Source organism: Sphaerisporangium dianthi (assembly GCF_042654065.1).
GTDB classification, from domain to species: domain Bacteria; phylum Actinomycetota; class Actinomycetes; order Streptosporangiales; family Streptosporangiaceae; genus Sphaerisporangium; species Sphaerisporangium dianthi.
In genome coordinates, this window is sequence record NZ_JBHSFP010000029.1 from 1 (window position 1) to 13,340 (window position 13,340).

Here is a 13,340-nt window from a genome sequence, read left to right on the forward strand (position 1 = left end):
GCGTGCGCCGGGGAGGCGACGGCCCCGGCGTCGGCCGCCGAGGTGACGGCCGCGGCGCGCGCCGCGGGGCCGAGGGTCACGGCGGAGAGGAGTGCGGCGGCGATGGCCGCCCACAGGTGTGGCTTGCGAGGTCTCATCGTTCCCCTATCGATTCATGTCGGCGCACGGCTTCACCTGCGAGCGTGAGACCGGCCCGGCAGGGCGTAAAGCGGGCGGCCGTCCGGGGGAACGGACGCGCTGGTCGGCGCTGAACGGTTCAAAACCCCGTGCCGACCGGCCCCGGAGCCCCGGCGGCGGCCGGCGCGCTGGGATGGCGGGCCTGCGCTGCGATCGCGACGTCGGGGGTCCCGGCTGCGCCTCGGCGCCGAGGAGGACCCGTTCGGCCGGGCGCGAGGGTCCACCCGGGGCTCCAGGCCGCAGAGCTGGGCCGACGCGCCCGTCCAGGGACGAAAATCCGTTGCCCGGCTCGCGGGCGCCGGTTAACGTCGAACGCTGCCGCCTACTCGATCGGACGCTTGTGATGCTCTGGCGCACCCTGGCCCGACGCTTCCCGGTGCTCGCGATCCGCGATTTCCGGCTGTTGCTCGCCGACCGCTTCCTCGCTCCGGCCGCCGTGGCGTTCTCGCTGGTCGGCGTCTCGTTCGCCGTGCTGGACCTCACCGGCTCCACCACCGACCTCGCGTACGTGCTCGCGGCCCAGATCGCGCCCTCGCTGGTGTTCACGCTGATCAGCGGGGTCATCGCCGACCGCGTCCCGCCCCAGCGGGTCATCATCGCGGCCAACGTCGTGATCGCGGTGTCCGAAGGACTGCTCGGCGTCCTGGTGATCAGCGGGCAGGCCCGGCTGTGGCACATGATCGTGCTGGAGACGATGACCGGGGTGGGGATGGCCGTGTTCTACCCGGCCTCGCAGGCCCTGCTGCCCAAGATCGTGCCGGACTCGCTGCTCCAGCAGGCCAACGCCGTGAGCAGGCTCGCGATGAACGGCGCCCAGATGGGAGGCGCGGCGGTCGCGGGCGTGGTGGTCGCCGCCTTCGGCCCCGGATGGGCCCTGGCCGTCTGCGGCATCGGGTTGCTCGGCACGATCCCCATGCTGCTCGCCATCCGGGCGACCGGTCTTGAGAGGACGGCGGGCGCCGGCATGATCGCCAACCTGCGGGACGGCTGGTCGGAGTTCGTCTCGCACACCTGGCTGTGGGCCGTCGTGGTGCAGTTCTGCGTCGTCCTCATGGCCTGGTACGGCGGGTTCATGGTGCTCGGCCCGGCGGTCGCCAAGGCCGAGCTGGGCGGCCCGACCGCCTGGGGCGCGATCGCCGCGTCCGAGGCCCTCGGCCTGATCGTCGGCGGCGTGGTCTCCCTGCGCTTCACCCCGCGAAGGCCCATCCGGGCGGTGGCGCTCATCGGCGCCCTGCTGGCGGTCTCGCCGCTGTCGCTGGCCATGCACTGGCCGCTGGCGGCGGTGTGCCTGGCCGCGGTGGTCCTCGGCGCCAGCATGGAGGTCATGATCGTGCAGTGGAGCGTCGCGCTGGCGCGCAACGTGCCCGCCGAGCGGCTGGCCCGCGTCTCGGCCTACGACGCCCTGGGCTCGGTCATGGCGATGCCGCTCGGCGCGCTGATCGCCGGGCCGATCGCCGAGAAGATCGGGCTGTCGCCCACGCAGTACGGCGCGGCCGCGCTGATCGTCGTGGCGTCGGCGCTCACCCTGCTGTCCCGCCAGGTGCGCACCATGCGCGCTACGGCGGGGCCCGCCGAGGACGGCCGGGAGGCCGCCGCCGCGTCCACCCCGCGGTGAGCGGCATCGCCGCACGCCTTCGACCTGCGGTTACACCTGGCCTGCGTGTCACGGCCGCCTCGTCGCGGTGATGCGCCGCGACGAAATCCCTTCGAGCCCTTGGGAATTACGACATGTCGGATATAGTTAGCGAAGGTAATGACCTATGCTAACGAACACCCCGAAGAAGACGGAGCGCCAGTTGGACCTGCGCAGCGACGCCGGGCTGGCGTCCGCGCTGCGCGTGTCTCTGGCGCGGCTGACCAGGCGGCTCCGGCGACAGGGCGGAGCCCACAAGCTGACCCCCACGCAGGCCGCGACGCTCGCCGCCGTAGAACGGCACTCAGGGATCACCCCTGGCGAATTGGCCGAGCTCGAAAAGATGCAACCACCCTCGATGACGCGAGTGATCGCCGCACTGGAGGAGCGGGGCCTGGTCGCCCGCGCTCCGCGGCAGACCGACCGCCGGCAGGTGACCGTCAGTGTGACGGAGGCCGGCCGAGGGTTGCTGAAGGAGGAGCGCCGAGGCAAGGAGGCGTGGCTGGCCCAGCGGTTGATGGACCTGACGCCCGAGGAGCGGGCGACGCTGAGGGCCGCGGCGCCGATCTTGGAGAAGCTCTCGCAGATGTGATCCGTCCACAGGCTGTGGACGACGAGCCCGCAGACCCTCCCGAACCCGGCACGCCGCCCACGGCGCCCGATCCCGTCACGGCCGGCTCCAGGGACGCGGCCGTGCGGAGATCGGAGCTGGGGGAGGTGCAGGCCGAGGAGACCCGGGGCGCCGAGACCGTCGCCCCTTCGACCGGCGGCATGTTCCGTTCACTGCGCAACTACAACTACCGCCTGTTCGTCTCCGGCAGCGTCGTGTCCAACGTCGGCACGTGGATGCAGCGCACCGCCCAGGACTGGCTGGTCCTGGAGCTGACCCACGGCAGCTCGGCGGCGCTCGGCGTCACGACCGCCCTGCAGTTCCTGCCGGTGGTCCTGTTCGGGCTGTGGGGCGGCATGCTCGCCGACCGCTACCCGAAGCGCCCGCTGCTGATGACCGCCCAGTCGCTCATGGGGCTGCTCGCGCTGACGATGGGCCTGCTGACCATCACCGGGCACGCCCAGGTGTGGCACGTGTACGTGATGGCGTTCATGCTCGGCATCGTCTCGTGCGTCGAGGTGCCCACGCGCCAGTCGTTCGTCGTGGAGATGGTCGGCCGCGACGACCTGTCCAACGCGATCGCGCTGAACAGCTCCACCTTCAACCTCGCACGGGTCGTCGGCCCCGCGATCGCCGGCGTGCTGATCTACGCGCTGGGCGGCACCGGGCCGATCTTCCTGCTGAACGCGGCGTCCTTCGCCGCCGTGATCACCGGGCTGCTGCTGATGCGCGGCTCCGAACTGCGCACCCCCGAGCGGCTCGCCCGGGCCAAGGGACAGCTGCGCGAGGGCCTGCTGCACGTCTGGCAGCGGCCGGAGCTGCTGATGCCGATCCTGCTGGTGGCGTTCGTGGCGATGTTCGCGACCAGCTTCTCGATGAGCATCGCGCTGATGTCCAAGCAGGTGTTCGGCCAGGACGCGTCGTCGTTCGGCGTGGCGTCCAGCGTGTTCGCGGTCGGGGCGCTGGGCGGGGCGCTGCTCGCCGCCCGCCGGGCACGGCCGAGCCGCCGCCTGCTGATCGGCGGGGCCGTCTGCTTCGGCGTCGCCCAGATCGCCGCCGGCATCGCGCCCTCCTACCCGGTCTTCCTGCTCCTGCTGATGCCGGCGGGCATGGCGATGATCACGACGAACACCGCCGCCAACTCCTCGGTCCAGCTCGGGGCCTCACCGGAGATGCGGGGCCGGGTCATGGGAATCTATGTCCTGGTGTTCACCGCCGGCGCCCCCATCGGCGCCCCGTTGATCGGCTGGATCGGCGAGCTCGCCGGGCCACGCCTCGGAGTGGTGATCTGCGGGGTGATGTGCCTTCTGGGCGTCGGTCTGGCGATGCTGCTCACCCGTTTCGCCGAGGGAAGGACGCGAGGTGCGGCTGTTCGTGGCGTTGTCGCCGCCACCGGAGGCGCTCGCTGAGGTCGCCGAGGCCGTCGAGCCCCACCGGGACGACTGGCCGGAGCTGCGCTGGGTCGCCCCGGAGCTGTGGCACGTCACGATGAGCTTCCTCGGCGAGGTCGCCGAGGAAGCGCTGCCCGACCTCGCGGAACGGCTGGCACGGGCCGCGGGCCGTCATCCGGCGATGACGCTGTCGTTCGGGGCGGGAGGCGCGTTCTCCTCCCCGGCCCGGGCGCGGGTCGTCTGGCTCGGCGTGCGCGGCGGCGGCCTTCCCCTGTCCCGTATGGCGGCCTCGCTGGCCGCAGGAGCACGGCGCGCCGGGGCCGGGCACGCCGACGGCAAGCCCTTCCACCCCCACCTCACCCTCGCCCGCGCCCGCCCGCGCGCGGGCGTCGACGCCCGGCCGCTGGTCGAGGCGCTGAGCTCCTTCGCCGGGACGCCGTGGCACGCCGGCGCCGTCCACCTCATGCGCAGCCACCTCGGGCCGTCCGTGCGTTACGAGGCTCTCGGGGCATGGCCACTCACCGGACGCGGCTAGGCTCCAGAACGTGGACCGTCCCCGTCGCTGGCTGCTGCCCACCGTGCTCGCGTTGCTCGTGATCATCGTGGTGATCGGCGCGCTGCTCTCATAGCGCCCGCCGGCCGATCGGCGTTCCCTCCCCCTTGCCGGGCGCCCGTGCCTCACGGGCCGGGAACCCGTGCCTCACGGGACGAAAGGGTGAGGCCCCCGGCGCGTCGCCGGAGGCCTCATGTTCACTCGTGGCGCCCTGGCGGGCGCCCATGGCTACCAGGCGTAGGCCTCGGGGGCCGGGCCGCCGGGACCGGGGAAGATCTCGTCGAGCGTCGCCAGCGCCTTGTCGTCGAGCTCGATCTCCAGCGCGCGCAGGCTGCCGTCGAGCTGCTCGACCGTGCGGGGCCCGATGATCGGGCCGGTCACCGCCTGCTGCCTCAGCAGCCAGGCCAGCGCCACGTCGGCCGGCTGCTCGCCCAGCTCGTCACAGAACGCCTCGTACCGCTCGACCTGGTCGCGGTGCTTCTCGAGCACGGTCAGCACGCGATCGGCGGCGGAACGGCCCTTGTCGATCTTCCGCAGGATGCCGCCCAGCAGGCCGCCGGCGAGCGGGCTCCACGGGATCACCCCGAGGCCGTACGCGTCGCACGCCGGGAGGACCTCGAGCTCGACGCTCCGGGTGAGCAGGTTGTAGTGCGACTGCTCGGAGACCAGGCCGGTGAAGTTGCGCCGCTTGGCGGCCTCCTGCGCCTGGGTGATGTGCCATCCGGCGAAGTTGGACGACCCCGCGTAGATGATCTTGCCCTGCTGGCGCAGGACGTCCATGGCCTCCCAGATCTCGTCGATCGGCGTGTCCCGGTCGACGTGGTGCATCTGGTAGAGGTCGATGTAGTCGGTCTGGAGCCGCTTGAGCGAGGCGTCGCAGGCCCGCCGGATGTTCAGCGCCGACAGTTTGTTGTCGTTCGGCCAGTCGCCCATGGCGCCGTACAGCTTGGTGGCGATGACGGTCTTCTCGCGGCGGCCGCCTCCCTGGGCGAACCACCGTCCGATGATCTGCTCGGTTACGCCTTCGCCCTGCTTCCAGCCGTACACGTTGGCCGTGTCGAAGAAGTTGATCCCCAGCTCGTGCGCCCTGTCCATGATGGCGAACGAGTCCTCTTCCGAGGTCACCGGCCCGAAGTTCATGGTGCCGAGACACAGCCGGCTCACGGACAGACCGCTGCGTCCAAGATGTGCGTATTCCATGTGTCTCACACTAAACACCTGGAGTGCACTCCAGCCCAGCCCCGTCCTCTCACCGGATCGGCCGGCGTCCCCACGCGGGACTCCGGCACGCGCGCAGACGGTGTCTCGACCAGACCTATCCCAACTCCAGCCCTGAACCCGCGCGGTGGCTGCGGCGCGCCGGACCGGGGCGCGGGGCATGATGTGCGGATGGGGAGCAGCAGACGGATGTTCGTGGGGGCCCGAGTCCTGGCCGCGTTCGCGGCGGTCGCCGCCGCTCCGGTCGCGGCGTCCATGCCGGTCGCGGCGTCCGCCTCGGCGGCGCCGGAGGCAGCCGTGAGGCCGCGCGGTGAGGGAGCCAGGCTCGACGGAGGCGAACAGCGGCTGCTGTTCCGGTTCAAGGACCCGCGCATCGGCGAGTCGAGCGGCCTCGCCGTCTCGCCCACGCACAAGAACGTGGTCTACACCCACAACGACAGCGGCGCGGGGCCGCAGTTCTTCGCCGTCGGCCCCGACGGCCGCACCCTGGCCACGTTCACCGTCGCCGGGGCCGCGGCCAGAGATTGGGAGGCCATGGCGGCCTCCGTCGACCCCGCGACCGGGCAGAGCGTGCTGTGGTTCGCCGACATCGGGGACAACCTCAACGGCGGCTGGCCCGACTACTCGATCTACAAGGTGGCCGAGCCCAAGGTGCTGCGGAACGCCACCCTGCCCGCGACCCGCTACCGATTCCGGTACAAGGACGGCAACCGCAACGCCGAGGGCATCATGGTCCACCCGTCCACCGGGCGGCTCTACGTCGTGAGCAAGGAGTTCGCCGGCTCCGTGTACGCCGCGCCCACCCGGCTGCGCACGGACAAGGTGAACATCCTGCGCCGGGTCGCCTCCGCGCCGATCATGGCGACGGACGCCGCCTACGCTCCCGACGGGTCGAGCTTCGTCATCCGCACCTACTTCTCGGCGTCGGTCTACCGCGCGCCGGGCGATCTGATCGCCCGGGTCTCCATGCCGTCCCTGCAGCAGGCCGAGTCGATCACCTACACCCGGGACGGCAAATCGCTGCTGACCGGCACCGAAGGCGCCGGCAGCCCGGTCTACCAGGTGAAGCTTCCCGCGGGCGCCCTGCCCGCCAGGACCGCGCAGGCGCCGGCGCGTACGGGCGGACCGCAGGTGAGCGTCACGCCGTCCCGGGCGGCGGGAGCGCCGGACGTCGCCTCCTCGCACGCCGCGGCGAGCGACGGTGACGACGGCGGAGTGCCCGCGGGGGTCATCGCCCTGTGGCTCGGCGTCGCCCTGGGCGCCACCGGCATCATCGCGGTCATCGCCCGCCGCGTCGGCTGAGCCCTCCACCCGTGGAACGGGCCGCGCGCCGGCCGGCGTCACGGGCGTTCGTCACGGGCGTTCGTCACGGGCGTTCGTCACGGGCGTTCGTGCGGCCACTGTGGTATCCGCACGTCCGAGCGCCATCCGGGGCCGGTGCACGCGGTCCCGGAAGGCGCCCGGACCCCGGCTCGCGTGCCGGGATCAGCCGCGGATCAGCGCCGGCTCACCGCGCGGGGCGTGGGAGGAGGAAGTCGCTCGCGGTGCCGATGGGCGCGGGGTGCGCCGGGCGTCCGTGCGGGTTGCGCGCCGGCAGAGCGGTGTGAACCCGGTACAAGGGCAGGCCCCAGCCGTCGCACACCCGCTGCGGGACCTTCGTCTTGGGGCACGGCGGGCTGCAGGTCACGTCCACCGAGTCCAGGAAGTTGCCCAGGCTGGGGACGCCCTGGGCGGAGGAGACGGCCTCGACGGAGAACCGCGTGAGCTTCTGGCCCTTGGGGACGCGGTAGATGCCGGTGTGGTGGCCCCACGCGCTGCCGCCGTCGGCGATGTCGGGAGTGGTCTGCCCCAGCGGGATCTGGGTCGTCGTGCCGCCCGGCGTGCCGATCCTGACGCGAACGACGTCCTTCTGATCGGCGCTCGCGCTGCGCGCGCGGTGCGCCAGCCGCCATACCAGGACGGTCTTGGGGGTGGTGGCGATGTCCTGGTACAGGGTCGACGGCTGCGTGCCGTTGATCTCGGCGAACGTCGTGCCGGAGTCGGCGGCGACCTCCGAGCCCGTGGCGGGCGCGTTGCCCGGCCCCCACAGCTCGATCGCACCGTCGGCGGAGGTGGTCCGCCAGTTCGGGATGTCCCGTTTCAGGTTGCCGGCGCCCTGCAGGCCGGTGGGCTCCTCGAACCCTCCGTTGCTCAGCGTGCAGGCGGGGGCGGGCGGGGCGGCGGACGGCGCGCCGGGGGACGACTGTGCCGATGCGGAAGAGATCCCCATGGTGGGGAGCGTCAGGAGCGCCGTGGCGCCGAGAAGGAGGACACGCTGTGGCAGGGATGCCAGAGCATGGGCTGAATTCATGAACTTCCCCTCGTTCTGGTGACTTCGCCCCGGGAGGTCGGGGCTGGAGGCACGCCGGAACATCAGTGCGGATCATGTCGGCGTGCCCGTCGTGGTATGCCCTGCGGAGCCGCGGAACCGAGGGCGGGGGAAGACTCTTGAGCGGTCTCGTCCGAGGGTTTTACCTGGGCGATCTTCTTTGTCCCGAGGTGTCCATGCGGGCGACGAAGGGCTCGCCGCGCAGGGCCTGCTCGACCAGCTCGATCGAGGAGGCCAGCCGCACGAGTCGCGGTCCTTCGCGGCGGTAGGTCTCGAGGACGGCCTCGATGGCGTGCGGCGGCAGGTGCTCCTTCAGCTCGACCGCCGCCCGCCGGTATCCGGTGCGCGCGGCCTCCACCGTCGCGTTCACGTGGTGCAGGGCCATGCGGGCCAGGGCGAGGGGATGCCGCCGGAGCACGCCGTAGGCCCGGTAGTCGGGGGGGACGGCGTCGAGAAGCCAGGTCACCGCCGAGGACTCCCAGTCGGGGCTCCCCGGCGGGCGGACCTCGGGCGGCCATCCCGGCGGAAGATACACGCCACGAAGTGTATCGAATGTCTGTTCGAGACACTGCTGGCCGTTATGCCGCTTTCCCTGGAGCTTTCCCAACCTTTGCCGTTCTCGGGCCGCGCGCCTCTCGTCTGGCGCGCCCTCCGCAAACCGAGGAAGATGTCCGTTTGTGAGCGAGCGAATCGGAATCATCGGTGCGGGCATCCTCGGGCTGGCCGTGGCCCGCGAGCTGGCCGCGCGCGGTGCCACCGTGACCGTCCTGGACAAGGAGGACCGCGTCGCCGCTCACCAGACCGGGCGCAACAGCGGCGTCGTCCACGCCGGCATCTACTACACGCCCGGTTCGCTCAAGGCCAGGCTCTGCCGTGACGGCTCCGCGCTGCTGCGCGAGTACTGCGCCGAGCACCACATCCCCTACGAGGAGGTCGGCAAGCTCGTCGTCGCCGCCACCGCGGCCGAGCGGGCGGGCCTGCGGCGCATCGCCGCCCGTGCCAGGGAGAACGGCGTGGCGGACATCGCCGAGCTGGACGCCCTCGGGCTGCGCGAGATCGAGCCGCACGCCGTCGGCGTCGGCGCCGTCCACTCGCCGCGCACGGCGATCGTGGACTTCCCCGCCGTCGCCCGCCGCCTGGCCCTCGACGTCGAGGCGAGCGGCGGCAGCGTACGGCTGGGACGGCCCGCGCGGGCGCTGCGCGAGACCGCGAGCGGCGTGGAGGTGCTGGCGGGCCGGACACGGCTGGCCTTCGACCGGCTGATCGCCTGCGCGGGCCTCGGGTCCGACGCCGTCGCCGCGATGAGCGGGCACGCCGGGGACGTGCGCATCGTCCCCTTCCGCGGGGAGTACTACAAGCTGGCCGGCGCCGCCAAGGACCTCGTCCGCGGGCTCGTCTACCCGGTCCCCGACCCGCGCTACCCGTTCCTCGGCGTGCACCTGACCCGCCGCATCGACGGCGAGGTGCTCGTCGGCCCGAACGCCGTGCTGGCCCTCGCCCGCGAGGGCTACTCCTGGCGGCAGGTGTCCCTCCGCGACCTGCGCGACATCCTGACCTGGCCGGGGACCCGCCGTATGGCCGTCGCGCACTGGAAGACCGGCCTGGCCGAGGTCTACGGCTCGCTCGCCAAGAGGGCGTTCCTCAAGGCGGCGCGCCGCTATGTGCCCAGCCTGGAGTCACAAGACCTGGTGCGGACCACCGGCGGAGTGCGCGCCCAGGCCGTCGGACGGGACGGGAGCCTGGTCGACGATTTCGTCGTGGACGTCCACGGCCGGGTGATCGTGGTGCGCAACGCCCCCTCGCCCGCCGCCACGTCGAGCCTGGCGATCGCCCGGCACATCGTTTCTTTCATCTCGGCTTAAGACGATGAGGCCACTATAGGAAGGTGAGCGAATCGCCTGAAGCCCGACTGCTGGTCGTCGAGGACGATCCGAACATCCTGGAACTGCTGGCCGCCAGCCTGCGGTTCGCGGGGTTCTCGGTGACCCCGGCCGGAAACGGCGCCGAAGCGGTGGAGGCCGCCCAGCGCCGCCGTCCGGACCTGATCGTGCTGGACGTCATGCTCCCCGACATGGACGGGTTCGACGTCGTACGGCGCCTGCGGGGCGGCGGCACCCACACCCCTGTGGTCTTCCTCACCGCGAGGGACGCCACCGAGGACAAGATCAGAGGGCTCACCCTCGGCGGGGACGACTACGTGACCAAGCCGTTCAGCCTCGAAGAGGTGATCGCGCGCATCCGCGCGGTGCTGCGCCGCACCGCCGGTGACCCGACGACGCCGCCGCCCCGGATGACCTTCGCCGACATCGAGCTGGACGAGGAGAGCCACGAGGTGTGGCGGCAGGGCACGGTCGTCCCGCTCTCGCCCACCGAGTTCAAGCTGCTGCGCTACTTCATGGCCAACGCCGGGCGGGTGCTGTCCAAGGCGCAGATCCTCGACCACGTGTGGGACTACGACTTCCGCGGCGACGCCGGCATCGTCGAGTCGTACGTCTCCGTGCTGCGACGGAAGATCGACAACACGGCTCCCCGGCTCATCCACACCCTGCGCGGCGTCGGCTACGTCCTTCGCACCCCGCCCACATGAGCCCCCCGGCACCGGCGGCGTCCGCGCTCGCCCGCGGCGGGTCCGCGGTGGCGTCCGCGCTCGCTCGCGGCCGGTCCGCGGCCGTGTCCGTGCTCGCCCCGTGGCGGGCGAGAGGCGCCGCGCTGTTCGCCCGGACGCCGCTGCGGATCAAGCTGATCGCCACCATGCTGGCCCTCGTCGCGATCGCGCTCGCGGGCATCGGAGCGGGCAGCGTGTCCGTACTCCGCGGCTACCTGGTCGACCGGGTGGACCAGCAGCTCGCCACGTTCGCCCAGGACGTCGCCCGGCGCCTGCAACGCGGCCCCGGCCTCGGCAACCGGGTGCCCCCCGACGGGCTGATCCAGCTCCGCGACCGCGACGGGAAGATCGTGGCGGCCCTCGCCGGGCTGGAGGCCGAGCACCGGCCGGGTCCGGTGCTGCCGGACCTCGCCGCGTCGGCGTGGCGGCCGCAGACCGTCCCCGCCGAGTCGGGCGGAGGGGAGTGGCGGCTGCGCGCCGCCTCGGTGGCGGGCATGGGGAGCGTGGTCATCGCCATCGACATGTCCTCGGTCAACCAGATCACCGGGCGGCTGGCGCTGACCGAACTGCTGGGCGGCGGCCTGGTCATGGTCGTCCTCGCGGTCCTCGGCGTGGTGATCGTCCGCCGGAGCCTGCGCCCCCTGGTGGAGATGGAGCACACCGCGGCGGCCATCGCCGCCGGCGACCTCGGCCGCCGCGTCCCCGACCGCGACCCGCACACCGAGGTCGGGAGCCTCTCCGCGTCCCTGAACGGCATGCTCGCCCAGATCGAGACCGCCTTCCGCGCCCGCGAGGTCTCGGAGGCGGCCGCCCGCACCTCCGAGGAGCGCATGCGGCGGTTCGTCGCCGACGCCTCGCACGAACTGCGCACCCCGCTCACCTCCATCCGCGGGTTCGCCGAGTTCTACCGGCAGAACCCCGCCGGTGACCCCGTCCGGCTCATGCGGCGGGTGGAGGACGCCGCCGCCCGCATGGGCGTCCTGGTCGAGGACCTGCTGCTGCTCGCGCGCCTGGACCAGCAGCGGCCGCTCACCATGAGCCCGGTCGACCTGCTCGCCCTCGGGGCCGACGCCGTCCAGGAGGCGCGCATCCTCGCCGGCGACCGGGACATCGCCCTGGAGGTGGCGGGGGACGTGGCCCCGATCGTCTCCGGCGACGAGGTGCGGCTGCGCCAGATCATCGGCAACCTGGTGAGCAACGCGCTCACGCACACCCCTCCGGGCACGCCGGTCACGGTGCGGGCGGGGACGAAAGAGGCCGCCGCCTTCCTGGAGGTCGCGGACAAGGGGCCAGGTCTCGCCCCCGAACAGGCCGAACGCGTCTTCGAACGCTTCTACCGCGCCGACCCGGCCAGAACCCGCGCCCCCCTGACCTCCGGCGCCCGGCAGGGCGCGGACGCCCGCCCGGAAGGCGCGGACAGCGGCGGGGCCTCGGGCGGCAGCGGCCTCGGCCTCGCGATCGTGGCCGGTCTCGTCGCGGCGCACGGAGGAACCGTGGCCGTGCGCACGGCCCCCGGCGCCGGCGCCACCTTCCGCGTGACCCTCCCTCTGGCCCCCGACGTCCTGCCCCCGTCCCCCTGAGGTCTCCACCTCCGGACACCTCGCCCTGACCCGGCGACGGCGAGGGCGTCCGTGCTCGGCTTCGGCCGCGCACCGGCTGGTGTCCGGTTCTGGACTGATCATTGATGGCCCGGGGATCGTTATCTAGGCTCGCCGGATGAGCATCCCCACCGAACCGATCGGCAGTATCCCCCGGCCCTCCGATCTGCTGACCGCGATGGCGGAGCACGCGGCGGGCCGCCTTGGAGACGACGACCTCGCCGCCGCGCAGGATGCGGCCGTCGCCGACACGATCGCGAGGCTCGAGCGCATCGGCAGCCCCGTCCTGGTCGACGGCGAGCAGTCCAAGCCGAGCTTCGCCACCTACCCGATCGCCGGGCTGGGCGACCTCGCCCCGGACGGGGCGGTCATCCCGTTCGCCGACGGGCACACCCGGCAGCTCCCACGCCTGACGGCGGGGCCGTTCCGCTACGGGGCGCGCGCCGCGACCTACCTCCAGGCCGCGCGCCGCCACACCGCCCTGCCGGTCAAGCAGGCCGTCATCGCCCCCTCGGCGCTCAGCCTGCTCTACCCGGCCGACGGCATCGCCGGCTATCCGCGCAAGGCGTTCATCGACGACCTGGTCGCGGAGGCCGAGGCCGACATCCGGGGCTGTCTGGACGCCGGAGCGCACGTGGTGCAGCTCGATTTCACCGAAGGGCGGCTGTCGCTCAAGCTGGACCCGAGCGGCGGGCTGCTGGAGCAGTTCGTCGCCCTCAACAACCAGGTGCTCGAGCGCTTCACCGACGCCGAGCGCGCCCGCATCGGCGTGCACACCTGTCCCGGAGGCGACCAGGACTCCACCCACAGCGCGGACGTCGACTACGCCGCCCTGCTGCCCACGCTGTTCACCCTGCGGGCCGGCAACTTCTACGTCGAGCTCGCCGGCGAGGCCGACCCGGGGCGGGTGCTGGATCTGATCGCCGCCCACCTGCCCGCACAGGCCGGGATCTTCGTCGGCGTGACCGACCCCATCGACCCGGCCGTCGAGACGCCGGAACAGGTACGCGACCGGGTGCTGGAGGCCGCGCGGCGCCTGCCCGCCGAACGGCTCGGCACCTGCGACGACTGCGGCTTCGCGCCGTTCGCCGACGACACCTCCACCTCGCGCGACACCGCGTTCGCCAAGATCGCGGCCCGCGTCGAGGGCACCGCCCTCGCGGCGGAGGCACTGGGCGCCTGAACCG

12 protein-coding genes are annotated in these 13,340 nt (G+C 72.7%); 9 read left to right on the plus strand and 3 right to left on the minus strand.

Annotation, left to right across the window (positions count from 1 at the left end):
• Positions 1–520: 520 nt before the first annotated feature.
• From ACFO60_RS30860 to thpR, 4 genes are all read left to right on the plus strand, one after another.
• Positions 521–1,792, plus strand: a complete 1,272-nt coding sequence (locus ACFO60_RS30860; RefSeq protein WP_380847257.1) for an MFS transporter — start codon at positions 521–523, stop codon at positions 1,790–1,792.
• A 145-nt stretch (positions 1,793–1,937) separates the two neighbouring features.
• On the plus strand, positions 1,938–2,402 hold the full coding sequence (locus ACFO60_RS30865; RefSeq protein ID WP_380847260.1) for a MarR family transcriptional regulator: 465 nt from the start codon (positions 1,938–1,940) through the stop codon (positions 2,400–2,402).
• On the plus strand, positions 2,399–3,829 hold the full coding sequence (locus ACFO60_RS30870) for an MFS transporter (RefSeq protein ID WP_380847263.1): 1,431 nt from the start codon (positions 2,399–2,401) through the stop codon (positions 3,827–3,829). The genes ACFO60_RS30865 and ACFO60_RS30870 overlap by 4 nt, the downstream gene beginning before the upstream one ends.
• Entirely contained in the window at positions 3,783–4,346 is a 564-nt protein-coding gene (thpR, locus tag ACFO60_RS30875; RefSeq protein ID WP_380847266.1) for an RNA 2',3'-cyclic phosphodiesterase, read from the plus strand. The genes ACFO60_RS30870 and thpR overlap by 47 nt, the downstream gene beginning before the upstream one ends.
• Positions 4,347–4,592: 246 nt before the next feature.
• On the opposite strand, the gene ACFO60_RS30880 is transcribed toward thpR, so the two are convergent.
• Positions 4,593–5,564 carry an aldo/keto reductase gene (locus ACFO60_RS30880; RefSeq protein WP_380847269.1) on the minus strand — a complete coding sequence of 324 codons (972 nt, stop codon included), beginning with the start codon at positions 5,562–5,564 and terminating at the stop codon, positions 4,593–4,595.
• Positions 5,565–5,753: 189 nt separating this feature from the next.
• Between ACFO60_RS30880 and ACFO60_RS30885 the strand changes: the two genes are divergently transcribed.
• Entirely contained in the window at positions 5,754–6,884 is a 1,131-nt protein-coding gene (locus ACFO60_RS30885) for a hypothetical protein (protein WP_380847272.1), read from the plus strand.
• Positions 6,885–7,089: 205 nt separating this feature from the next.
• Here the strand turns inward: ACFO60_RS30885 and ACFO60_RS30890 are convergent, their stop codons facing one another.
• Positions 7,090–7,851: a hypothetical protein gene (locus ACFO60_RS30890; RefSeq protein WP_380847275.1), complete on the minus strand. Its 762-nt coding sequence runs from the start codon at positions 7,849–7,851 to the stop codon at positions 7,090–7,092.
• 241 nt (positions 7,852–8,092) lie between these two features.
• Positions 8,093–8,485, minus strand: coding sequence for a hypothetical protein (locus ACFO60_RS30895; protein WP_380847278.1), 393 nt, complete (start codon positions 8,483–8,485; stop codon positions 8,093–8,095).
• 142 nt (positions 8,486–8,627) lie between these two features.
• On the opposite strand from ACFO60_RS30895, the gene lhgO reads away from it, so the two are divergent.
• The 4 genes from lhgO to ACFO60_RS30915 all read left to right on the plus strand — a co-directional run bounded on the left by lhgO (position 8,628) and on the right by ACFO60_RS30915 (position 13,336).
• Entirely contained in the window at positions 8,628–9,812 is a 1,185-nt protein-coding gene (gene lhgO / locus ACFO60_RS30900) for an L-2-hydroxyglutarate oxidase (RefSeq protein WP_380847281.1), read from the plus strand.
• A gap of 23 nt (positions 9,813–9,835) precedes the next feature.
• Entirely contained in the window at positions 9,836–10,537 is a 702-nt protein-coding gene (locus ACFO60_RS30905) for a response regulator transcription factor (protein WP_380847284.1), read from the plus strand.
• The gene (locus tag ACFO60_RS30910; RefSeq protein WP_380847287.1) at positions 10,534–12,135 is read left to right on the plus strand and encodes a sensor histidine kinase; all 1,602 of its coding nucleotides are present in this window, start codon (positions 10,534–10,536) and stop codon (positions 12,133–12,135) included. Before ACFO60_RS30905 ends, ACFO60_RS30910 begins: the two co-directional genes overlap by 4 nt.
• A gap of 136 nt (positions 12,136–12,271) precedes the next feature.
• A complete protein-coding gene (locus tag ACFO60_RS30915; RefSeq protein WP_380847290.1) occupies positions 12,272–13,336 on the plus strand; it encodes a cobalamin-independent methionine synthase II family protein in 1,065 nt (354 codons plus the stop codon).
• Positions 13,337–13,340: the final 4 nt, after the last annotated feature.

Coding starts and splice junctions, on each gene's coding strand:
- ACFO60_RS30860 (WP_380847257.1), top strand. CDS start 521: ATGCTCTGGCGCACCCTGGCCCGACGCTTCCCGGTGCTCGCGATCCGC.
- ACFO60_RS30865 (WP_380847260.1), top strand. CDS start 1,938: ATGCTAACGAACACCCCGAAGAAGACGGAGCGCCAGTTGGACCTGCGC.
- ACFO60_RS30880 (WP_380847269.1), bottom strand. CDS start 5,564: ATGGAATACGCACATCTTGGACGCAGCGGTCTGTCCGTGAGCCGGCTG.
- ACFO60_RS30885 (WP_380847272.1), top strand. CDS start 5,754: ATGGGGAGCAGCAGACGGATGTTCGTGGGGGCCCGAGTCCTGGCCGCG.
- ACFO60_RS30890 (WP_380847275.1), bottom strand. CDS start 7,851: ATGGGGATCTCTTCCGCATCGGCACAGTCGTCCCCCGGCGCGCCGTCC.
- ACFO60_RS30910 (WP_380847287.1), top strand. CDS start 10,534: ATGAGCCCCCCGGCACCGGCGGCGTCCGCGCTCGCCCGCGGCGGGTCC.
- ACFO60_RS30915 (WP_380847290.1), top strand. CDS start 12,272: ATGAGCATCCCCACCGAACCGATCGGCAGTATCCCCCGGCCCTCCGAT.